The 23,950-nt window shown below is 43.1% G+C and carries 18 protein-coding genes; 2 read left to right on the top strand and 16 right to left on the bottom strand.

Going from position 1 to position 23,950, the window contains the following annotated elements:
* Positions 1-24: 24 nt before the first annotated feature.
* A complete protein-coding gene (locus F0227_RS05300; RefSeq protein ID WP_171752139.1) occupies positions 25-1,959 on the bottom strand; it encodes a DNA topoisomerase III in 1,935 nt (644 codons plus the stop codon).
* Positions 1,960-2,129: 170 nt separating this feature from the next.
* Complete coding sequence (locus F0227_RS05295) at positions 2,130-2,570, bottom strand: YcgN family cysteine cluster protein (RefSeq protein WP_171752138.1); 441 nt, start codon at positions 2,568-2,570, stop codon at positions 2,130-2,132.
* Between the two features lie 114 nt (positions 2,571-2,684).
* Here F0227_RS05295 and F0227_RS05290 point away from each other — a divergent pair, with 114 nt between their 5' ends.
* Positions 2,685-2,942, top strand: coding sequence for a YkgJ family cysteine cluster protein (locus F0227_RS05290; RefSeq protein WP_171752137.1), 258 nt, complete (start codon positions 2,685-2,687; stop codon positions 2,940-2,942).
* Between the two features lie 19 nt (positions 2,943-2,961).
* Here F0227_RS05290 and recR read toward each other — a convergent pair whose 3' ends face one another.
* From recR to F0227_RS05265, 5 genes are all read right to left on the bottom strand, one after another.
* Positions 2,962-3,561 (bottom strand): recombination mediator RecR, encoded by a 600-nt coding sequence (gene recR / locus F0227_RS05285; RefSeq protein ID WP_171752136.1) that lies wholly within the window; start codon positions 3,559-3,561, stop codon positions 2,962-2,964.
* Positions 3,562-3,626: 65 nt separating this feature from the next.
* Complete coding sequence (locus F0227_RS05280) at positions 3,627-3,959, bottom strand: YbaB/EbfC family nucleoid-associated protein (protein WP_171752135.1); 333 nt, start codon at positions 3,957-3,959, stop codon at positions 3,627-3,629.
* 67 nt (positions 3,960-4,026) lie between these two features.
* Positions 4,027-6,321 (bottom strand): DNA polymerase III subunit gamma/tau, encoded by a 2,295-nt coding sequence (gene dnaX / locus F0227_RS05275; RefSeq protein WP_171752134.1) that lies wholly within the window; start codon positions 6,319-6,321, stop codon positions 4,027-4,029.
* Between the two features lie 19 nt (positions 6,322-6,340).
* A complete protein-coding gene (gene apt / locus F0227_RS05270; RefSeq protein WP_171752133.1) occupies positions 6,341-6,886 on the bottom strand; it encodes an adenine phosphoribosyltransferase in 546 nt (181 codons plus the stop codon).
* 295 nt (positions 6,887-7,181) lie between these two features.
* Positions 7,182-8,279, bottom strand: coding sequence for a response regulator (locus tag F0227_RS05265; RefSeq protein ID WP_253822040.1), 1,098 nt, complete (start codon positions 8,277-8,279; stop codon positions 7,182-7,184).
* Between the two features lie 243 nt (positions 8,280-8,522).
* Here F0227_RS05265 and F0227_RS05260 point away from each other — a divergent pair, with 243 nt between their 5' ends.
* A complete protein-coding gene (locus tag F0227_RS05260; RefSeq protein WP_171752132.1) occupies positions 8,523-9,398 on the top strand; it encodes a LysR family transcriptional regulator in 876 nt (291 codons plus the stop codon).
* Between the two features lie 66 nt (positions 9,399-9,464).
* Here the strand turns inward: F0227_RS05260 and purF are convergent, their stop codons facing one another.
* The 9 genes from purF to F0227_RS05215 form a co-directional block, all read right to left on the bottom strand.
* Positions 9,465-10,979, bottom strand: coding sequence for an amidophosphoribosyltransferase (gene purF, locus F0227_RS05255; RefSeq protein WP_171752131.1), 1,515 nt, complete (start codon positions 10,977-10,979; stop codon positions 9,465-9,467).
* Positions 10,980-11,009: 30 nt separating this feature from the next.
* A complete protein-coding gene (locus F0227_RS05250; protein WP_171752193.1) occupies positions 11,010-11,501 on the bottom strand; it encodes a CvpA family protein in 492 nt (163 codons plus the stop codon).
* A gap of 62 nt (positions 11,502-11,563) precedes the next feature.
* Positions 11,564-12,094, bottom strand: a complete 531-nt coding sequence (locus F0227_RS05245) for an SPOR domain-containing protein (protein WP_171752130.1) — start codon at positions 12,092-12,094, stop codon at positions 11,564-11,566.
* Positions 12,084-13,358, bottom strand: coding sequence for a bifunctional tetrahydrofolate synthase/dihydrofolate synthase (gene folC, locus F0227_RS05240; protein ID WP_171752129.1), 1,275 nt, complete (start codon positions 13,356-13,358; stop codon positions 12,084-12,086). Before folC ends, F0227_RS05245 begins: the two co-directional genes overlap by 11 nt.
* Before the next feature lie 42 nt (positions 13,359-13,400).
* Complete coding sequence (gene accD / locus F0227_RS05235; RefSeq protein WP_171752128.1) at positions 13,401-14,327, bottom strand: acetyl-CoA carboxylase, carboxyltransferase subunit beta; 927 nt, start codon at positions 14,325-14,327, stop codon at positions 13,401-13,403.
* A 195-nt stretch (positions 14,328-14,522) separates the two neighbouring features.
* Positions 14,523-15,317 carry a tRNA pseudouridine(38-40) synthase TruA gene (gene truA, locus F0227_RS05230; RefSeq protein WP_171752127.1) on the bottom strand — a complete coding sequence of 265 codons (795 nt, stop codon included), beginning with the start codon at positions 15,315-15,317 and terminating at the stop codon, positions 14,523-14,525.
* Positions 15,318-15,589: 272 nt separating this feature from the next.
* The gene (locus F0227_RS05225; RefSeq protein ID WP_171752126.1) at positions 15,590-21,364 is read right to left on the bottom strand and encodes a FimV/HubP family polar landmark protein; all 5,775 of its coding nucleotides are present in this window, start codon (positions 21,362-21,364) and stop codon (positions 15,590-15,592) included.
* Between the two features lie 261 nt (positions 21,365-21,625).
* Entirely contained in the window at positions 21,626-22,639 is a 1,014-nt protein-coding gene (locus F0227_RS05220) for an aspartate-semialdehyde dehydrogenase (protein WP_171752125.1), read from the bottom strand.
* Positions 22,636-23,769, bottom strand: coding sequence for a 4-phosphoerythronate dehydrogenase (locus F0227_RS05215; protein WP_171752124.1), 1,134 nt, complete (start codon positions 23,767-23,769; stop codon positions 22,636-22,638). The genes F0227_RS05220 and F0227_RS05215 overlap by 4 nt, the downstream gene beginning before the upstream one ends.
* Positions 23,770-23,950: the final 181 nt, after the last annotated feature.

Here is a 23,950-nt window from a genome sequence, read left to right as displayed (position 1 = left end):
GATCATCCGTTGGTGATATGAAGACTAGGCACTCTTTTTAGCTGGTCTTCTTCCTCTGCGTTTAAACTTGGTTCGCTCTACTTTGGGCAGCGATTGTAACGACGACGGCACTGGTGCAATTTTCACCGTCTCAATCAACTGTTCTATCCGGCTCTCTAGCGCTTGCATAAATGGTTGATAGGCTTGATTTCTCTCCGCCATACCTTGCAACTGATGCTCCCAATGTGCCGTCATATCTGGATAGGTTGACTCATTGGGTAACGCGTAGATCAATCCACGTCCTGCGGCACTACTAAGAATAGTTTTACCTTTTCGAGTTAACAGTTGGCGTTTAAATAGCGTATCTAATATGCCCGCTCTTGTTGCTTCTGTTCCTAAACCATCGGTTTCTCGTAGAATTTTCTTTAATTCTTTATCTTCAACAAATCGAGAAATACCTGTCATTGCTTGTAATAAAGTGGCTTCAGTAAAGTGCTTTGGCGGTTCCGTTTTTTTCTCTTTTATCTCTCCCTCTCGACACAATAACGTCTCTGCTTTTTTTAATGGCGGGACGGTATCAACGCCTTGGTCCTCTTTTTCGGTGGCTTTTCCCATTAAGGCTTTCCAACCTTTCTCTACTAACTGTCGCCCTTTAGCAATAAAGCAGCCTCCGGCAATATCAAACACCAACTTCGCCTCTGCATATACCGCATGCGGGTAGAATTGCATCACATACTGTCTTGCTATTTGTTGGTAGATTTTCATCTCATTGCCCGACAGAGCATTTAACGACATTGTCTTCGGTGTAGGGATAATCGCATGGTGAGCTTCGACTTTATTGTCATTCCACGCTTTTGATTTGATCGTCAGATTGGCATGAGCAATATCATCTCGCATCTCATTAATATTGCTACTTAATGCCTGCATAATGGAACCCGCTTGGCCATAATGTTCTTTAGGCAAATAACGGCAATCTGACCGAGGGTATGTAATTAACTTATGTTTTTCATACAGAGATTGGCAACAGTTTAGTACCTCCTGCGCACTCATTGAAAAACGTTTTGATGCATCAATTTGAAGAGCTGAGAGTGAATAAGGCAATGGCGGAGCTTGTTTAGTCTGCTTTTGCTCAGAGTCCGTCACTGTTGCCGGTTGACCCGCAATGCGCTTGGCTACGTTCTCTACCAAACTCTTATGAACAACCCTGCCCTCTTCATCCTGCCATGGCAAACACGCTTCGCTTGGCTTCCAGCGTGCACGAATATCAAATGTCTTCCCGTCGTGTTGGTAGGGAATGAGCGCATGCAGAGTGAAATAGTCTTTGGCAACAAAATTGGCAATTTCATCGTCTCTTCGTACCACTAAACCTAGCACTGGCGTCTGTACTCGACCAACAGACAATACGCCTTGGTAGCCCGCTTTTTGGCCTAATAAGGTATAAGCTCGAGACATGTTCATGCCATACAGCCAATCTGCTCTTGAGCGTGCCAAAGCGGAAACGGACAGAGGAATAAATTCTTTATTGCTACGCATAGAAGTAAGCGCACGCTTAACCGCAGGTAAGTTTAAGTCGTTAATCAGTAGCCGCTCAATGGACGACTTCTTTTTCGCCGATACTTTTAGGTAGTCTATCACCTCATCCACCAGCAATTGCCCTTCTCTATCAGGGTCTCCTGCATGCACAATATGTTGCGTCTCTTTCAGTAGTTTTCTGATAGTTGAAAGCTGTTTACTGGCCGTTTTTCTCGGTTTTAGCTGCCACTGCTGTGGCATTATCGGTAGGTCTTGTAGATTCCATTTCTTGTATTTCTCATCATACGCATCCGGCTCCACTTGCTCTAATAGGTGTCCAATACACCAAGTGACAATATCGCCGTTACCGCAGCGAATACAACCTTGTTCTTTTTTTTGTGGATTTGGCAGTGCCGCCGCTATGGCTCTGGCTAGACTCGGTTTTTCTGCAATATATAAAGTCGACATACAGCACGGAAGAGTAATGAAAAGGCTAGATTAACTAATCTCACCCTAATAGATCAAGAAAATACTGACTTTATATACAGTATTTTTATCCTGTGCCACCAAAGAGATGGCGACACTGGGGATTGGGACTTACGTTTATTGATAGCGACTGAGTAAGAGAATAGTGCCAATTAACTACGATGAGGATGATTCAAAATGTGGTCTTCCCAATCAACAACATCAATTTCATACACTACTTTGCCTCGGACACTTTCACCCGCGGCATGCATAGCGGACTTCGAGCCGCTAATAAGTGGATGCCATTGTGGAAGCGTTTTTCCTTCCGCAAGTAACCGATATGAACAAGTATCTGGCAGCCAATTAAACTGATGAATTTTGTCTCTGGTCAGCTTTAAGCACTCTTCGCCAGAACTGAAACGATTAGGATAATCTTTACAGCTGCAGGTTTTGCTGTTTAACCAACTGCACGCCACATTGGTGTAATACACTTCATCGCTGTCTTCATCCATTAGTTTATGTAGACAGCATTTTCCACAGCCGTCACACAATGATTCCCACTGAGATTCTGTCATTTGCTCTAAGGGTGTATGTTGCCAAAATGCGTCTGTCATTGCTTATTCACTGTTGAGGATTTAGGGCGAGATTTATACTCCTGTCATCAGTAAAGTGCAAGAGGTTCCTTTCTTTGTTACTATGCCCGCCGCTACTGAATATGAGGATCTATTATGGAATGCCGTTTAGGCTGCGGGGCATGTTGTATTGCACCAAGTATATCGTCACCCATTCCCGGTATGGAGAAGGGTAAGCCAGCCAATACTCGTTGTGTTCAGCTCAATGATGACAATCTTTGTAAGCTATTTGGTCAACCAGAGAGACCCAAAGTCTGTCACGATTTTAAAACGTGTCCTGATATCTGTTCAACCAGTAACGCGCAAGCGCTAATTAATATTGAAGAACTAGAGCGTGTAACTTACACACTCTAACTCCTAGAGACGGTACGACTTACAGTTTTTGTCTACCCAGTAATGAGTGGGACAAAGTGGTGCCATCCACCAACTCTAACTCTCCCCCTACGGGAACACCGTGAGCGATACGACTGGCATTCACCTTATGGGCATGACAAAGCTCCGCTATATAATGAGCGGTGGCTTCACCTTCTACCGTTGGGTTGGTTGCTAAGATCACTTCGTTTATATCACCACGCTGTAGACGGAAATCTAAAGTGTCGAGTCCAATATCACCAGGACCAATTCCATCAAGTGGTGATAGATGCCCCATCAAGACAAAGTAACGGCCAGAGAATTGACCCGTCGCTTCCACCGCGGCGATATCCGCTGGGCTTTCAACTACACAAAGTAAGCCATTTTCTTGTCTTTTTGCATTGTTACAAATATGACAGGTTTCTTCTTCTGTAAAGGTGCGACACTCGCTGCAATGGCCAATTTCTGTCATCGCTTTCGATAACGCTTCAGCTAGCTGCAAGCCACCTTTTCTATCTCGCTGTAACAAATGAAAGGCCATACGTTGCGCTGACTTGGGACCAACCCCAGGCAGACACCGTAAGGCCTCCATCATCTGTTCCAGCATATGACTGGTACGCATAAATTACCTAAGTAACCTCGGCTTGGGATAAATAAGCCAAGGTAGCTTTAATTGTAAACTTGTTATTAGAATGGCATTTTCATGCCCGGTGGTAATTGCATACCTCCGGTAACAGACGCCATTTTCTCTTTTTGTGTCTCTTCAACTCGACGTGCTGCATCATTGAACGCTGCGGCAATCAAATCTTCCAACATCTCTTTATCGTCTTCCATTAAGCTTTCGTCAATGTCAACGCGACGAACACTATGGGAACCGGTAATGGTAATTTTTACAAGGCCAGCACCTGATTCACCGGTCACTTCCATATTGGCAATTTCTTCTTGCATCTTCTGCATACGATCTTGCATCTGTTGGGCCTGTTTCATTAGGTTGCCCATACCGCCTTTTCCACCAAACATTTTATTCTCTCTGGTTAACGATTGTTTCACTTAACAATGGGGTTAAAGTTGACGAACTTCAACCCTTTTATATTGGTCTTACACTCTCTCTGTCCAATGATGCAGCAAAACGAGCTTGGATAAACTGTACATTGGCATCATTTTCTAGCGTCGAGAATGCAGATTGTAGTTTCTGTTGATATAACGCTTCTCTTAGTTCTAAAGGTGTTTCACCTTTATCACTGATTTCAACTCTTAAGTAGCAATGTTCACCTAGTGCTTGATTAAGAGCCTGTAATAATTCTCGCTGAGCTTTATCGGTATTTAAATGAGCTTGAGACGGTCTCAGAAATAGCTGAATGGTAGAACCATGTTTTTCATAGTAGGAGTTCAACGCCAACTGCTCAACTAGCTTTGCGGTATCTAGTGATTGAATCAATGCCGCCCAAGGGTTACTACTTACCGACTCGACTCGAAGCTTCTCCATCATCTCTGGCGTTTTAGCATGTTCTAAAGCTTGTTTTACCTGCGTAGGTGTTAACTCACCACTCTCTTTTTCAACAACGATTTTACTCGGCTTCCACTGATAAGGTTCGTTATCGGTGTTACTTTTCTCTTCTGTTGATGACATCGGCATCGCTTTAGCCGCAACACCGTGCTGCTGCGCGACTCTATCTAACACATTAACTGGCGATACCGATTTAGACTTTTTTACTTGATTACGCTCGCTATTTGTCGGGTTTGATGACGCTCTTTTAGAACGTAATTGATGACGTAACCCTACTCTAGCGGGAGCCGTACTCTGAGGTACTTGTGACGAGGCTTGTTGCACTGGAGCAGCTGGTTCTACCATAGGCTGCGAAGCTTGCGTCATTTCTGGCTGTGTTAATGGATAGTCGTTATTGTCCTGCATTGAGTAGCTCATCGGCTCATACTCTTCCATTTCGGCAGGATAATCATCCTCAGAAGGCATAGGTGGCTGTTCTTGATGAGCAACTCGATGACTCTCAACTGGAGGCTGCTCTACTGTCGGAGCAGGCCTTGATATAGGCTGGGCTTCTTCTGTTACAGGCACAGGATTTGTAACAGGTATAGGGTTTGTAACAGGTATAGAAGGAGATACCATCTCGGCGCTAGCTGTTGGCCTAGCTTCAGGTGTCACTGTAGGCTCTATTTTTTCAACCGTTTTTGCTACACCCGTCGCTTGTGTATTCTCTGGTTGCTTAATCTCAGGCTGCTGACGATTTGGCAGTTTAGTCTCCGGCAGCGTGGTATCAATACTGGTTGCTGTGACGCTTTTTGCCGGCCTAAAGGCAATCATGCGCAGTACTGCCATTTCAACCCCCATTCTTTCGCAAGGGGCATAAGCTAAATCTTGTCGGCCTTTCAACGCTATCTGATAGTAAAGCTGCACATCTTGAGGAGAAAGATGTTGTGTTAGCTGAGCAATACGCTCCGCATCGGGTTTACTTTTATCTAAGCTTGCGGGTAATGCCTGACACATTGCAATGCGATGCAGTTGACTGGCTAGCTCTTGCAGTAGCGAGTCCCATTCAGCACCGTTAGCAGCGAGTTCTTGCACCACCGACATCGCAACCTGAGCTTGCTTGCTGCTAATCGCTTCCAGCAAATAGATCGCTTGGTCAGTATCAATCGTTCCCAGCATGGTCGAAACGGTATCGGTATCAACCGTTCCGTTGCCAAGAGCAATAGCCTGGTCGGTCAAACTAAGTGCATCACGCATACTGCCATCAGCGGCATAGGAGATCATGCCCAACGCTCGCGCTTCCGCGGTAACGTTTTCGTGTTCAAGTATAAAATTTAATTGCTGATGTATATTATCGACACTTATCGGTTTTAAGTGGAATTGTAAGCATCGGGATAGAATGGTGACCGGCAGTTTTTGTGGATCGGTCGTTGCCAACAAAAACTTAACGTATTCGGGTGGTTCTTCTAATGTTTTAAGGAGCGCATTAAAGCTGTGACGAGATAGCATATGAACTTCATCTATCAGGTAAACCTTAAAGCGCCCTCTAGCTGGCTTATATTGAACGTTATCGAGCAGCTCACGCGTGTCTTCAACCTTAGTTCGAGACGCCGCATCAATCTCTAGTAGATCAACAAAACGTCCCTGATCGATTTCTCGACACGTATCGCATTCACCGCAAGGGGTTGATGTGATCCCCGTTTCGCAGTTGAGCCCTTTAGCAAAAAGACGACCAATGGTGGTCTTGCCTACACCTCTTGTGCCACTAAATAGATAGGCATGGTGCAGTTTATTTTGTATTAACGCATTTTCTAATGCTGTTAATACATGTGCCTGTCCAACCACTTGATTAAACTGGTGTGGACGCCATTTTCGCGCTAACGCTAAATAACTCATTCAATATTTCCGAGACGGTTTAGTGACCTTCGAAGTCACAAATGCTGTATACATCAAGACCTAAAGCTTCTAGACGCTTATCACCACCAATTTCAGGTAGGTTTATAACGAATGCTGCATGGTCAACGATGCCGCCAAGTTGACGGATTAGTTTTGTCGTTGCTTCGATTGTACCGCCAGTAGCAAGTAAATCATCAACAACCAGTACTTTATCGCCTTCAGAAATTGCATCAACATGTATTTCTAAAGTATCAGTACCGTATTCCAATTCATAAGATTCTGATTTGGTTTCACGAGGCAGTTTGCCAGGTTTTCTCACTGGAACAAAGCCTAAGCCAAGTTCTAACGCTAAAGGCGCGCCAAATAAGAAACCACGAGCTTCTGTACCAACGATTTTAGTAAAACCTTGGTCTTTGTACTTCTCAACCAGTAGCTGAATCGTTGCTTGATAAGCTTTTGGGTCTTCCATAAGGCTTGTTACATCGCGAAACAAAATACCTGGTTTCGGATAGTCAGCAATGGATTTGATACTTGATTTAATCAGTGAAATAGTTTCAGTTGTCATAGTCATTTATTTGTTGTGATGCCAGCGTTTGTATACTCAAATTTGTTTTTGTCATTATCTTGAGTAACGCGAGCGCTTTAAAAAAGTCGCCAATGATCGCAGAGCTTGCAGATTTTGGCGCGCATAAAAAACAAATGCCCACTCCGAAGAGTGGGCACACTTCCTCATTATGTTAGTGATTTTCTGTTGCGGGGGCAATAAGGGAAAGCAACGCAAACGTTCAAACTGCCGCTATGTTACAAAAAACCTGACTACTCGCACAAAAAACAGATCCACTAGGCCAATAAAGCAGCAATCATTTGCTTTTTTGACGAATCTCCAAATTAAAATGACTCACACCAATATTAGCAAGGGTTAATTTGCTATTAACACCCACTGGCAAAGACTTAAGTACATCATTATCGACACACGAATCCCCCAGTTTATTACCGGGAAGAATATGAAAACTTTTTTGACCATCTGTCCAAATTGCTTCCAATCCGGCAGGTATGATCTCGATGCTGCAATCTGTCATATCAACCACACCAAATATAGCACCGACTTTAGCAGCACACTCCGTGCACTCTATTCCTTGCTCTAACCTCGCAACAAAGTCAGCGGTTTTTACCGCAAACTCTTGGTGACGAAGGCAGTCGTTAAATAGTGCTCGAATAAGCAGAGCACTGCCGACACCGCAACCATCATCTGCCGTCGAGTCCACCAGATAAAAAGCGAACTGACCATCAATAAGCCACGCATAGTCAAACACCAGAGGCATGGACTCTAATGATTGCAACAAATTATAACTGCAATGCCAGTCGCCTTGTTTGCTGTCGCGATTTGGTAACAATGCAGTTAGAAGCTCTCTTGCTGCATTAGGATTGTCTTTTAAGTAATTCAAATGCCAATGCAGTTCGTTGTCTTCCGGAATGTCTCCCTGCTCGCCCACACGAAACCATTGGCTGGAAAAATCACGGGATATAGACGAGTGCTTTGAATCATCATCCAAGATATTAGCGATAGCGGACATTAAGTGGTTCGGAATAGTAATAGGCTTAGTTAGAAAATCTTTTATACCAAATCGCAACGCTTTCGCTACGTCTGACATGTCATCGGTGGCTGAGACAACGATCATGGGTATGTCAGGGTATTCCCAACTTACCTCTTCGGCAAACTCAATACCATCGAGTATTGGCATAGAAATGTCACAGATGATGATATCAGGAACATGCTCTCTTAACTGCTGTAACCCATCTAAACCATGTTCTGCTTCTACAACGCTATACCCTTCTTTTTCTAACACTGCTGAGATGAAACGACGAAATACGGCATCATCATCTACCAACATTACCGTTTTACTGTCGAGCTCACTATCTTGTACCAACTGATCACTCTCGGCTGTATTAGTAACCATATAAACCTCACGTAAATAGGTCTGAGGACATCTTTATAATTTTTGTTTTTCCCTATAAAAGGTAGTTGCCAATCGTAATTAATACAACATGTGCTACCGAGTAATTAATTAATATATTAATAAAACAGCAAAAAACCTACAGTTTTGTTTAAAAACACAACAACAAATTGATACAAAGCAAACTAAATATACCTACTTAGGGTTAAATTGGTCTAATTCGTATATTGGAAGTCTGTATTTTTCATGAAATTTGACGATTTGAACCTTTTTAGGCTTGTAGTTGAAAATGGTAGCTATACCGCTACTTCTCGTAAAACATTAATCCCTGTCGCGACGATTACTCGACGTATTCAGGCACTTGAGGACTCCTTAAACCTGAGGCTGCTCAATCGCCACGCTCGTAAACTCTCTTTAACGGAAGCTGGAGAGCGCTTTTATCAAGAGTGTTCACCATTATTAAAACGATTATCCACCACAACTGAAGAGATCACGGATGATTGTAGAGGCGCCGCGGGTAAGTTGCGTATTTCCGCTCCTTCAAATTTAACTAAGCGTCTTATTTTACCGATGCTTAGCGATTTTATGGCGCAATACCCAGACATTAATATTGAACTCACTATGAGCAATAAAGCCGATCAAATAGATCCAACTGAATGGGATATTATTTTTAAAGTTGGCCCTCAAAGAGACTCCAGTCTTATTGCTCGCAAAATTGATTCAGTAAAAGATATATTAGTTGCAAGCCCTGATTATTTAGCCAATAACGGCGCACCACTGGAACATGCTGACGACCTAACTCAACACTCATTATTAAAAGGTCACCCACTGATGAAGTGGCAACTGACCAACACGGATGGTGAAACGGTCATTAACAATGATAAAGCACGATTTGAGGCAAACACTTTAAATGTTGTTCGACGAGCAGCCGCTAGCGGTTTGGGAATCACTCTGATGCCAGACATTATGCTGGTTGAGTATTTTGAGAGGGGGGATGTCGTTAGAGTATTAGATCAATGGAGCGCAAACCCGCGGGATATCTATATGCTCTATAACCATAAAGATCATCAACCAGAAAAAGTTCGCTTACTGATCGACTTTGTGACTCATTACAATCATTAATAAAAAATAACCCGGATAATCCGGGTTATTTTTTATCTATACATAATCACTTACAAGCCATGATGTTTAAGCATCTTCATTGTAGAGCTCTAAACTGGCTAAATCTTGCTGAATATCTTTTTGCAGTTTTGCATCATTTCCACGCAGTGATTCTAAAAAGTCTAAATACTTCTGATCGATATCACCAGTGACATATTCGCCGTTAAAAACGGATGCTTCAAATTGGCTAATATCCATGTTACCGAGACCAACCGCGGCAATAAGATCTTCTAGTGACTGATAAATCAGTGCGTCTGCACCAATCAATTTAGCAATCTCATCGGAATCTCTACCATGAGCAATTAACTCATTGGCACTTGGCATATCAATACCATATACGTTCGGGAAACGAATCTCTGGCGCCGCAGAAACCATATAAACCTTATTTGCTCCCGCTTCTCTCGCCATTTCAATGATCTGCTCAGAAGTGGTTCCTCTAACGATCGAATCATCAACAAGCAATACGTTCTTGCCTTTAAACTCAGAGCGAATCGCGTTTAGCTTGCGACGTACCGATTTCTTCCGCTGAGTTTGACCCGGCATAATGAAGGTTCTACCAACATAGCGGTTTTTTACAAAACCTTGTCGGTATGGTTTCTCCATAATTTGCGCTATCTGCAGTGCAATATCACATGAAGTTTCAGGAATAGGTATTACCACATCAATATCAAGATCTGACCATTCATGCTGAATCTTGTCCCCTAACTTTTTACCCATTTCCACACGAGCGCTATAAACGGAAATTTTATCGATAAATGAGTCAGGGCGAGCAAAGTATACGTATTCAAATATACAAGGGTTTAGCTGAGGATTATCGGCACACTGTTGGGTAAACAGTTGCCCTTCGAAGGTAACATAAATCGCTTCGCCAGGTGCAACATCACGGACAAAATCAAAGCCTACAGCATCTAGCGCCACAGACTCAGATGCAACCATATATTCAGTCCGCTCCCCTTGTTGTCTTTTTCCTAGACAGAGAGGTCGAATACCGTTGGGATCTCGAAATGCGATCATACCATGTCCAATAATCATGGCAGCTACCGCATAGGCGCCTTTAATCGTTCTGTGTACATTGGTTACCGCTCTAAAGACATCTTCAGAAGTCACATTACCTTTTACGGTATCAATCTCATGAGCGAGAACATTTAATAATACTTCAGAGTCAGAGGTGGTATTAATATGTCGGCGGTCTTTCTCAAACAGTTTATCTCTGATTTCAGCAGAGTTGGTTAAGTTACCGTTGTGAGCCAAGGTAATTCCAAATGGCGAGTTAACATAAAACGGTTGAGCTTCAGAAGCACTAGAGCTCCCTGCTGTTGGGTATCTAACATGCCCAATGCCAACATTCCCTTGTAGCCTTTGCATATGCTTAGCGGCAAACACATCTCTTACTAATCCATTCGCTTTCCGCAGACGAAAACGATTGCTTTCTATGGTAACAATACCGGCGGCATCCTGGCCACGGTGCTGTAACACTGTTAAGGCATCATAAATTGACTGATTGACAGGCGATGCTCCAACGATTCCAACAATACCACACATGTGTTAACCCTCAATGTTCATAAAATGGTGCTAAACAGCACCAGATAAAAAGCTTGATGTTTCTCGTAAGTGCTCAAAGAAAGGGGCAATAATTCGGCTAAATTCCGGGATGAGCTGGGAGTCCTTCCACCACTGAGCCCCGGGAAATGACGTAAATGCATCCATAAAAAACAGCAATGCCGAAACGATCAACACACCTCTTAGTAATCCAAACACCGCACCCAGTACTCTATCTGTACCGGATAAACCTGTTTTTTGTACTAATTGGCCGATAACATAGTTTATAACAGCACCCACAATTAAGGTTGCAATAAAGAGTGCCGCGATAGCGCACCCTTTACGAAACATTTCATCTTGTATATTGGTAAAGTAAACCGCTAATTTCTCATAAAACTGACTGGAGATAAAAAACGCTCCGAACCAGATAACAAGAGACAAGGCTTCTTTAACAAAACCGCGAATTAAGCTGATTAAAGCCGATAGCCCGATCAAGGCTAAAATAACAAAATCGATCCAAATCATTTGCATAGTATCTTCGAGTTGGCGCGCATTTTAACAGAAAAAACGCTGACGCAAACGTTTTCTTATGGGTTAAGTGGCTTAAATTTCATCAATTGGCCTTTTGAGCCAGTGATTTTTTGCAATTCTTTTACCTGCTTCTCAAGCTTAGCTTTTGATGTATCAGGGCCAATGATAATTCGAGTAAATGTATTCTCTTTTTTTGTATGAGCCTGATAGCCTCGCTTTTGCAAGTCAGCGACAAGTGTTTTCGCATTTTCAGCATTTTTTAACGCCATGAGCTGAATAATCCATGCGCTATCTTGATATTGATTATTCTCTACAATATCAACAACAGTGACTGCCACTTCATCTTTTATATTTTCTTTACTGCTATCTGCCTGTACAGGAGAGTCTGGCAGCGCCGTTTGCACTTCAACAGGCTCAAGAATTTCAAAAGACTCAATTTCTGTATTCACATCCGGCTTAATCGGTATAGCAGCCAGCTCTTCTTTATAGTGTTTTTTCTCACCATCAAGCAGATCTGGAAGAACAATAACACCTGCTGCAACCAATATAATGGTGCCTACCAGTCGGCTCTGAAATCTAGTTGCCATTTGGACTCCTTTGTAACTGCAGATACACCAGTATCTCAGCTACCGTTCTAAACGACCCCACCACTAACACCACATCATCTTTCTCCGCCAAGGCTATCGCCTCTTTATAAGCCAACGTTGGTGTTGAAAATGTTTGGTTATTAGCTGGGAGGTACTTTGCTAACTCTTCTGCACTCGCGGCTCTTGGCCCATCGAGTGAGCCGGGATACCAACGATCAACAATAGGCTCTAATGCTTCAACCGTTGCCTGAATATCTTTGTCGTGCAACATCCCGATTACGCAGTGAACATGACGCTGAGGGTAACGTAACTTTACTTGCTCCACGAGATAGTCAGCAGAGTGCGGGTTGTGTGCAACATCTAACACCACTGTTGGAGAGGTTGAAACGGTTTGCATTCTTCCAGCAAGCTTAGCGCTGTTTAAACCATTAACGATGTTAACATCCGAAATATCAAGCTCTGCCACTCCTAGCGCCATAATAGCGGTTGCGGCATTTGCCATCGGCAAATTTGGCTTTGGCAGGTGATTTAAATCAAATGCGCCACTCTGCCAGTCCCACTCATTCTCTTTTTCTTGATACTGAAAATGGAAGCCGACTTGATACAGTTTTGCGCCAACTTCATCGGCATATTCAGCAACCGATATAGGCGCATCAGGCTGCCCACATATAGCAGGTTTACCTTGACGAAATATGCCCGCTTTTTCACGGCCAATTACGGTAATATCATCCCCAAGCCAATCCACATGATCGATCGCTAAACTGGTAATGACCGAGACATCATGATCAACCACATTGGTGGCGTCTAGTCTGCCTCCTAGTCCCACTTCTAATAAAACGACATCAACCTTCTGTTGTTGAAAAAGTTTTAACGCTGCGAGTGTACCAAACTCAAAGAAGCTTAAGCTGGTCTCTTCTCGAATCGTTTCAACATAATCAAAAGCTTGGCAATGCATAGCATCAGGTAGCATTTTGCCATTAATTCTGACGCGTTCATTATAGTGAATAAGGTGTGGAGAGCTATAAACACCGACTGAATAGCCAGCATCAATCAATATAGCTTCTAGGATGGCGCACGTTGAACCTTTACCATTTGTTCCCGCAACTGTTATTACTTTCTCAGCAGGTTTGGTTAAGTTCGCGTTCTTGGCAACAAGGCTAATGCGCTGTAGTCCAAGATCAATCGCACTGGAATGGATATTTTCTAAATAATCAAGCCACATCGGCAGTGACGATGTGGCTTGAGGGATTTGTTTTTGACTCATTTAACTATTGATCACATCAAGCGGTTAACGTTAATGAGTACTTTACTCTTTTTCTTCGGCTACGGGTACTGTGTATTCTTCTTCTTTGGGAGAATCATCAACAGAGACAACCAAAGGAGAAGTGTGATTGGTCATTTTTGCAACTAATCCACCAACACGTTGACGCATTTCACGTCGATCGACGATCATATCAATCGCACCGTGCTCAAGTAAAAACTCGCTTCGCTGGAAGCCTTCAGGTAAATCTTCACGCACAGTCTGTTCAATAACTCGACGGCCAGCAAATCCGATCAACGCATTAGGTTCACCAATATTAATATCACCTAGCATTGCCAGACTAGCAGAAACGCCACCCATAGTTGGGTCTGTCATGACTGATACGAATGGCAGTCCTTCTGCTGAGAGTTTTTCTAACGCCGCACTGGTTTTCGCCATCTGCATAAGAGACATTAGTGCTTCTTGCATTCTCGCACCACCACTAGCAGAAAAACAAACTAGACCACATTTATTCTCAATGGCTGCTTCAACCGCTTTAACAAAGCGTGCACCCACCACAGAACCCATAGAGCCACCCATGAATGAAAACTCAAAAGCACAGGCCACAATTGGCATGCCTAATAGCTCGCCTTTCATCACAACCAGAGCGTCTTTCTCGCCACTGTTTTTTTGTGCTGATGCAATACGTTCTTTATAACGCTTTGAGTCTTTAAACTTAAGCTTATCTACCGGCTCTAGATCATTTGCCAGCTCTTCACGTAAGCCTTCATCTAAAAAAGTTTCTAAACGACGACGCGCTTTCATACGCATGTGATGATCGCACTTTGGACATACTTCCAAATTACGCTCAAGTTCCGCATGGTATAACACCTGTTCGCATGAGGTACACTTGGTCCACACACCTTCAGGAATAGACGCTTTACGGGAACTTACAATACTGCTTTTGGTTAATATTTTTTCAAGCCAACTCATGGAAGACCTTTTTCTTTGATTCTCTCGCCACATGACGAAAGAGTTATAATTCAATAAAATGCGCTGAGATTAAAGCACAGTTTCTCTTATCTGTAGACAAAAAACTGGTTGTACCTATTTTTGAGAGCAAGGTATATCACTCTCGCTAACAAATTTGGAACACAATCTATTGATTAAGTTCCCTTAAACATGGGTCTAGTTCAAATTGTCAGGAAGGAATAACGGTCCGATTGGTTCTGTTGGTAAATCAAATAGTTGAGGATAATCCACATCAACCAAATAGAGCCCTTCGGCTTTGGCTGTAGCCCCTGCAAGCTTTCGATCTTTCTGCTGTAAGAGCCACTCAATCCACTCTGGCTCCTGTTGACCTTTACCAACGTTAATTAAACTGCCCGTAATATTTCTTACCATATGATGTACGAAAGCATTAGCCTTAATATCAATGATGACAAAATGCCCTTGTCGGGAGACATTTAAGTGCATGATATTTCGCCAAGGACTATTTGACTGGCAATGTGATGCTCTAAAGGAACTAAAGTCATTTTCACCTAACAAGAACTGACCCGCTTCATGCATCTTTTCTGCATCGAGCTCGCCGTGATAATGGCTAATACCATTTGCTAGAATCCCCGGCCTTAGGGTGTGATTAAAAATAATGTAACGATAGCGTCGGGCGGTAGCGCTAAAACGAGCATGAAAATCCTCTGAGACCTCTTTAGCCCAACGAACAGCAATATCTTCAGGCAGTTGCGCATTCACTCCCATTGTCCATGCAACAGGCTTACGAATAACGTCGGTGTCGAAATGAACCACTTGACCTGTACCATGAACACCCGCATCTGTTCGACCTGCACACTGCACTTCTATCGGCTGTGTCGCAATTATAGACAGCGCTCTCTCAAGCTCTTGCTGGACACTATTCACGTGTGTTTGACGCTGCCAACCAGAATACTGTGTTCCATTATATTCTATGCCTAGAGCAATTCTCATCGTATTGACCAAGTTCGTTTTCTAAAGGGTGAGCAGTATATAATTTCAGTTAAAGATAGAAAAGCCTGAAAGAAACAAATAAAAAGAAGTTAAATATCAATAAATTAAACAATTATCTTTGGTAAGAAACAGAGTTCTGAGACTTGGAAGGCTATTTTTAAACAGTGGCTGAACAAAAAAACGACACCTGTTGTACCTAAGTAACGTCAAAATACTCTCCCAAAGGATAAGCTTTATTGGTTATGGTTACGGTGCCGTTTTCTGTTCTGCTATTAATGTTTCACTTTGTCTATTAATTCTTTCGCTTGCTGGCGAATTTCATCATCACCATAAACGATAGCTTCTTCTAATAGACGAATAGCGCCCTCTTCATCATTCATTTCGATATAGATCTTAGCCAAATCGAGTTTTCCGGCGGCTTCCGAGTTTGAATCTACATCCAGTTGGTTGATCTCTCCTATCACATCAGGGAACTCATTTAAGCCAACATCTAGATTTAATTCTTCCTCATCTGGATCAATATCATCATCACTTTCCAGCTCTGATTGCGCCATTAACTCATCAACACTCATGTACTGGCCGGCGATATCCTCTTCATGCCCAACATCAGGCTGCTCACTCCAATCCTCTTCATCAATGGTGGGTTCACTCGAGTGCTCACCCCAGATATCTTTTTGATCATCAGGAATGTCATTGGATATGTCTGCCTGTTGCTCTGCTGACAAACTGAATCCGTTCCAGTCTTCTCCACCAACATCGAGCATTGCATCAAGATCCATGCCCGCGCTATCAATAGTTTCGCTATCTAGCGCTTGTTCCGGCACTGCCGTAACGGGCGCACTTTGCTCTGAAAGTAGCTCAGCCATAGACTGAGATTCATCATGAGGAATGGTATCGTGAGTAACATCATCACTTTCTTGCTCACTAGGCAACTCTTCAGCCAACCCATTGGATTCCGTCTCTTGCCTTAGGTCTTCGGAAGCCAAAGTGTCTTCAGAAACAAACGCATCTTCAGAGCCAAATGCATCTTCTAACGCTTGTTGTTCGGTATACTCACCAAGCTCTTCAACACTTAAGCCAACCTCTTGTTCAAGCTGCAATGGTTCAGCTTCTGGCAGATCCATCTCTGATTCAATATCATCATTTTCAAGGTCAGCTAACGCTTGCTCTTCAGTATACTCACCAAGTTCATCGTCTGATAATACTGGCTCATTTTCTTGCTCAAGTAACGGATCTTGCTCAACCTCGAACTCAGCTTCAGAAAGCTCATCGGCAAGGCCGTCAAGTTGATTGTCATCTGTTTCACTTATATCTAATGCACTTGTATCTAGCTCGCCTAACTCATCTAATTCCTCTAGTTCACTTAGCTCATCGATACCAAGATCATTCGTTCGCTCTGATTCTGATTCAATACTGGCCGAGTCAAACGCATCAGCTAATGCCTGTTGTTCCGTAAATTCACCAAGTTCATCATCTGATAATGCTGGCTCATTTTCTTGCTCTAGCTGTTGCTCCTGCTCAAGGTCTAATTCAGCTTCAGAAAGCTCATCGGCAGGCTCATTAAATTGATTGTCATCTGTTTCACTTATATCTAATGCACTTGTATCTAGCTCGCCTAACTCATCGAATTCTTCTAGTTCACTTAGCTCATCGATATCAAGATCATTCGTTCGCTCTGATTCTGATTCAATACTGGCCGAGTCAAACGCGTCAGCTAATGCCTGTTGTTCCGTAAATTCACCAAGTTCATCATCGGTTAGCTCTAAATCCATCTCTGATGACGATTCTTGAGCGATTGATTTCTCGGTTACGGCTTCATCAACTTCGGGCTCGTCAACGTCAGCTTCTACAATCTCAGGCTCTACAACCGACTGCTCAGAACCTAGCTGTTGCAGCGATTCATCAATAGACGGCTCTAGAGGTTCATCAAATGCATCAATCTCAGTTTCTACTTGTTCTGCATCAAGAAGAGCTTCATCCAAGTCGTGATCCATCGAATCAAGTTCGTTATCACTTAATTCCGGCTCTTCCTGTAGCTGTAGCTCAGACTCAATACTATCTTCATCAATTGAGTCTGCAACGGCTTGCTCCTCGGTATATTCACCAAGTTCATCATCGGTGATATCCATTTCAGGTTCAGATAGCGGTGGTAACTCTTCATCTAGTGAATCGGTTTCAATCAGCTCATCTAACTCTTCGGACTGCTCTAGAGGTTGTTCAAGTTCATCGCTCTCAGCTTCTATTTCTTCAACATCTAAGGCTTCAACATCTATTGCTTCGATATCTACTGCCTCAACATCTTCAATGAGGTCGTCCGTTAAGTCATTCTCAATAGCAGTATGTTCATTTGCTTCGAACTCATCTTCACCTAACAACTCAACTTCATTAGGTAGTTCTGATCCTAGATCGTCTTGCAGCTCAGACTCAATTTCTTCCGCGTCAATTGAATCAGCAGGCACATGCTCTTTAGTCTCGTCTCCAACTTCATCACCGGATATGTCCAGCTCAGATGGCTGCTCTTGAGAGTCATCCACTGTTTCAGCTTCAAACTCAGGTTCAGGTTCAGGTTCAGGTTCAGGTTCAGGTTCAGGTTCAGTAACATTGTCTAAGTCACTTTCAATCGCGTCACGTTCGCTAGCATCTACATCTTGCTCATCAACGTCAGACAGCTCTGCTTCATTTAACTCAGTAATGTCCAGCTCTTCTGGCTGCTCAAGCTCAGACTCGATGCTTTCTGACGTCATTGAATCATCGGCTGTACCCTGCTCAACAGGTTCGACAGATTCTGCTGCTTCTTGCAATAGCGACTCATCAAGCAACTCGCTCTCTGATGTCGGCTCTTCAACGCTCTCTAACTGAGTTTCATCAACCTCAACAGGACTCTCTTCAGAGTCAACCGAAATTAACTCATCGATATCAACATCAGCTTCTGCGGACTCTGGTTGCGAAGGTTCATCACTTTCTAATGGCGCTTCTAATTGCTCATCAGGCGAACTCTCCATTTCCTGCAAATCATCAGCTTCTGTTGTTTCGGCTTCTTCAAACTTTTCTGTCTGTTCCAGCTCACGCTCGGCAGCGTCTTCTAAATCGGCTGGCTCTGGCTCTGGCTCTGGCTCTGGCTCTGCAGGAGTTTGACTCTCTTCATCATCAAAAATCCAATCTTCATCTTGAGGAACACCAAACTCATTTGCCACTGCTTGGTTTTGCTCTGTCTCGGGTTCTGCTGTTACTTCTGCGACCTCGTCAACTGTCGCGCCTTCTTCCTTTGCTTGAACGTCTCCTGAAAGCTCATCTAATTCCGCGAGATAATCGTCAACATTTTCTAATGTTTCTATCTGCTCGACATTTTCAGAGCCTTCAATTTGTGGAGAGAAATTAAAACCGTCATCAACAAGTTCTGCATCATCGCTAGTGCTATCAGTGTCTAGTGACTGAACATCATTAGATTCAGAAGCTGAATCTGCACTCACAGTCTCTTTATCCGACACACTTGTATCTAAAAGCTCATCCAATATCGCTGCGTCAGCAGTTGATGAATCCACTTCATCATTGAGCAATTCATCTAACAATTCTGTACTATCTTCAGATAGCTCTGCTACCTCATCTAACTGCTCGCTATCACCGACTAAATCGTCACCAAGCAGTTCATCTAACAGCTCGGTGCTATTTTCTGAGAGCTCTTCTACTTCATCTAGCGGTTCGCTATCACCGGTTAAATCGTCACTAAGCAACTCATCTAACAGTTCGGTGCTCTCTTCTGATAACTCGGCTACCTCATCCAGTTGTTCACTATCACTGGTTAAGTCATCACCAAGCAGCTCATCTAACAGTTCAGTGCTCTCTTCTGACAGTTCAGCTAACTCATCCAGTTGTTCGCTATCACTGGTTAAGTCATCACCAAGCAGCTCATCTAACAGTTCAGTGCTCTCTTCTGACAGTTCAGCTAACTCATCCAGTTGTTCGCTATCACTGGTTAACTCATCACCAAGCAGTTCATCTAACAGTTCTGTGCTCTGTTCTGATAGTTCCGCTAACTCATCTAGCTCTTCAGAGTCACTCGTTAACTCATCATCAAGAAACTCATCTAATAAATCGGTACTATCTTCTGCTAGTGCCGCGACATCTTCGTCATCAGCGATTAATTCATCTTCAAGAAGTTCATCCAGTAAATCGGTACTGTTGTCTGCCAGTTCTCCATCACTGTCTGCTTCAACTTCATGACCTGCTTCGTCACTACTGCTATCCATCTCTTCCTGAAGCAGTTCATCTAGCAAATCGGTCGTATCACTGTCCAACTCTTCCGTTGCTGGCTCTTGTTCAGAGATATCATCAAGCAGCTCGGTACTGTTTTGGTTAAACAGATCATCAATATCGTCTTGGCTGCCAGTAGAAAGATCGTCAGCATTATCATCAGATAAGTCAAAATCGTCTGAGTCTTCGCCTTCTGATAGGAGGGAATCGAAGTCAACATGTGACTCTTCCTCATCGCTATCGACATCACCATCCGCGTCTTCACCAAGATTATTAAATAGGCTGTCTAAATCATCTTGGTCAAGGGAATCGCCATCCAACACTTCCGTCTCATCATCAGAGGAGAGAAGTTCATCAAGCTCTGCTTGTGACATTTCGCTGTCATCAGAGAGGTCAAACTCATTCTCAATGTCATCTGGTAAAATGGTGTTATCGTCATCTAGAGCCCGCTCCATTTCTTCTAGACCCAGCGCTTTCTCATCGCCATCGACACTAATACCGTTAGCGCTCTCTTCTAACTCATCGTCAGCTTGATCACCATCAAAATCACCATTGTCAGCGATACTCGCAAATGGATCTTCGCCATCACCATCATCTAAATTAAAGTCAAGATCGCTATCGTCTAAGCTGGCAAAGATATCCGACTCTTCTTCCTCGTCTTCATCTTCATCAACATCAAAGATATTTTCATCTGAATCATCGCCAAACAGGTCATCATCAATGGAGACCTCTTCATCAATATCAGAGTCGAGGTCGATATCATCGTCGTCATCAAGGAGTGTCACCACATCTGATTGCACAGGCATCTCTTCCTCAGCTTCCTGTGGTGCTCCACCTCGGCGAGTTAATATAAGAACGACGATAAGAACAAACAACAATCCGGGAATCAGCGCAAGTAGCACGACAAACCAAGTATTTGCCAGCAACAGGTCCAGCTGACTAGGCTTCATTGCCTCTATATCTGCTTTCTTAATCCGCTCTTCTTCTAGTAGTTTCTCTACTTCATTACGGATGCGGTTCTCATCACTAAGCTCATCTTTTAGGTTGCCGACTTCTGATTGCACGTCCGACAACATTAAGCGCAGCTTGTGATTTTTCTCTTCCAGCGCACTTAACTCACTGTTGGACTCCGTTAACTTCTCTTTTAGTTTGTTAACTTCTACGCCAGATTTTGCTTTTTCCGCCATCATTGGCTGAGCCGCTTCTGTTGGCTCTGGCTTATCCGTAGGTTTTGTTTCCGTAGTCGGTTCTGTGGTCGGCGCTTTGTTATCCAGTAACTCTGACGTCACTTTAGGTGGTTTTACTGGAACCAAATTCACTTCAGAGGTGGCAGGCTGCTCTGGGATAGGCTCAGCTATGGTGTTGTCGGTTAACCTATCTTGATGCACTTTTAGAAGGTTTATCGCCTCATTAACATTCTCTGCCTGAACTTGGCTTTGTGATGGCACTCTTAAACGACTGCCTGGAATTAATTCGTGAATATTTTGATCAGCAAAAGCTTGAGGATTGAGCTTGTATATTGCTAACAAGGTTTGTTGAACAGATAAACGAGTATTTGGTCGTAGCTTTGTCGCAATAGACCAAAGCGTCTCATTTTGACCCGTTGGGCCATAATAGTTGGCGGGTTGACTTTGTTGAGTCGAGCGGTTTTGAATAATGGATTGATTATATTGAGGTGATGATTGAACTTTTCCATCAGGCCCGATAAGTCGAATACCTTCTGCCGATGCAGAATGAATTTGTACTGTTGCAAGTAACGCTAAAGGCGTAATAAGACGCTTTAGAAAATGGGACATATAAATGCTCGTCTTTGTGCGTTCTAAAAAATATAACTGATCTGGTAAATATATCGGATAACGAGGGGAAAACTATAGATATTAGAGAAAAAAATGCGTTGGAACGCTTGTTTATTTGATTTTTGTACAAAAATTCACATGTTTTTGTCGTGAATGCTTACAGAAACTACATTGACGACTTTATCAAAAGGAGTGAAATAAAAGCTGGCTCCTTAGATAAAAGCCAGCTTTACTCTTTAATATTGTTGGAAAATGCGGTTATTAAAAATAATCGCGGATTAGCAGTTCTGCAATTTGCACCGCATTTGTGGCTGCGCCTTTTCGCACATTATCCGCTACCACCCATAAATTGACGCCGCTATGGTGACTTATGTCATTACGAATTCGACCCACCATAACGTGGTCTTTTCCGCCAGCGTGACCAACTTGAGTTGGAAACTCTGCATCATGAAAAACCTCAATCCCTTCCGTTTGTTCCAACAGTTGTACTACATGACTCGCGTCGATAGGAGAACGGGTTTCTACGTGAACAGATTCCGCGTGGCCATAAAAAACAGGCACACGTACGCAAGTAGGGTTCACCATAATAGAAGGATCATTGAAAATCTTCTGGGTTTCCCACACCATTTTCATCTCTTCTTTGGTGTAGCCATTTTCCATAAAAGTATCTATTTGTGGAATACAGTTAAATGCAATTTGTTGGCTAAACGCGTCAGGTTCTGCCGGCACACCATTTAACAGTTTGGCGGTTTGACCTGCAAGCTCATCAATTCCTGATTTACCTGCCCCAGAGACGGATTGATATGTGGATACGTTTATACGTTCAATACCCACTTCATCATGAATAGGCTTTAGCGCAACCAACATCTGAATCGTTGAACAGTTAGGGTTAGCGATGATATTACGGTTACGAAACTCCGCTATCGCTTCCGGATTCACTTCTGGCACAACGAGAGGGATATCGTAGTCATATCTGAAGTGTGACGTGTTATCAATAACCACAACACCTTCATCCGCAGCAACTGGAGCCCATTTCTCAGACAGTTCCCCACCAGCGGAGAAAAGCGCAATATGAACTTGTGACCAATCAAAGTGCTCGACATTTTCCACCTTGATTGTTTTGCCATTAAAACGATAGGTTTTACCTTCACTACGCTCACTTGCTAATAGGTAAATATTGCCAACTGGAAACTTTCTTTCCTGTAATATTTCAACAATGGTTTCACCGACAGCTCCAGTAGCTCCAAATACGGCGACATTAAATTCTTGGCTCATTTTTTACCCTCAATTTGAAAACCTAATTTAGCTAAAGGTGCGAGATTGCACTCGTCACTTCCAGTTAATTGAATTGCACTATACTCTCTTCTGTCCCAATAGTTTTTACGCATTTGATCAAATGCACCTTCTTTCCCTATTTCTCTACGAAATATTGCGTCATCAAGCCGCACATCATAGATCAATTGAATTAAATTTTGCAGTGTCGCTTCATTCCAGGCTCTATCCAGTTCCACTTTAGGAATAGGGGCGGTTGGAAGCAAAGAATTAGCATCCGCTCTTTGTGACTCACCCATAAACTGGCAGTAATAATTGTAGATCATGGTTGTCCCACGCGCTTTACCTTCAAGGCCATAGCCAGCAATATGCGGTGTTGCAAAATCCAAGTAAGGCAGAAGTTCTAAATCTACTTTTGGTTCAAACTCAAATACATCTAACGAGGCACTAAAGCCATCACTTCTAATTAACCTCTGCTTTAATGCTGCATTGTCCACCACAGGACCGCGAGCGGCATTTATCAGTATTTGATCACCACGCATGGCCTCTAATCTCGCAGAGTCAATAAGGTGATGCGTCGGATAATCCCCCTCTTTGGTAATGGGGGTATGTAAGGTAATAATGTCAGCGCTATCAAGCAAAACATCGAGCGAAACAAACTGACGAGGATCCCCTTCTAACTGTTTAATCGGATCATTTAGCAGAACCTCTATACCAATACCTTCAAGACACTTTGCCAAATAGCTGCCCACTTGACCGGCACCGACAATACCCACTTTTTTATCAAATATGGAGAAACCCTTTTGCTGAGCCAGAATCATGACGACACTTATTACATACTCTGCGACACCAACTTTGTTGCAGCCCGGAGCAGCCGTAAAGAATATGCCTTTGTCTTTCAATAACGCTTGATCAACGTGGTCCATTCCCGCGGTTGCCGTGCCTACAAATTTTAGTTTATTGGCATGAGTTAATAAGGACTCATTCACTTTCGTTACTGAGCGAATCATTAACGCATCAATATCTTGTAGATCTTCGGCTTGAATGGTGCGGCCAGGTTTGCAAATGACCTCACCTAGTTGGCTGAATAGCGCCTCAGCATAAGGCATGGCTTCATCAATAAGGATTTTCATAGAAAAGAGTTAATTATGTTTGAATAATGGCGATTGTACACATTATACCTGCAGATAAAAATGCCCGACTACCTAAGTAGCCGGGCAAATTCCAGAACAAAAGGACATATTCCGCTCTCAAAGGAACATGTTTGCGTCTGTAGATCAGTAAAACTGATCGATTCTGGAAACTTTTCGCTCT

Source organism: Vibrio sp. 99-8-1, from assembly GCF_013114595.1.
In the GTDB taxonomy this organism is placed as follows: domain Bacteria; phylum Pseudomonadota; class Gammaproteobacteria; order Enterobacterales; family Vibrionaceae; genus Vibrio.
This window is presented reverse-complemented; position numbering and strand designations above follow the sequence as displayed.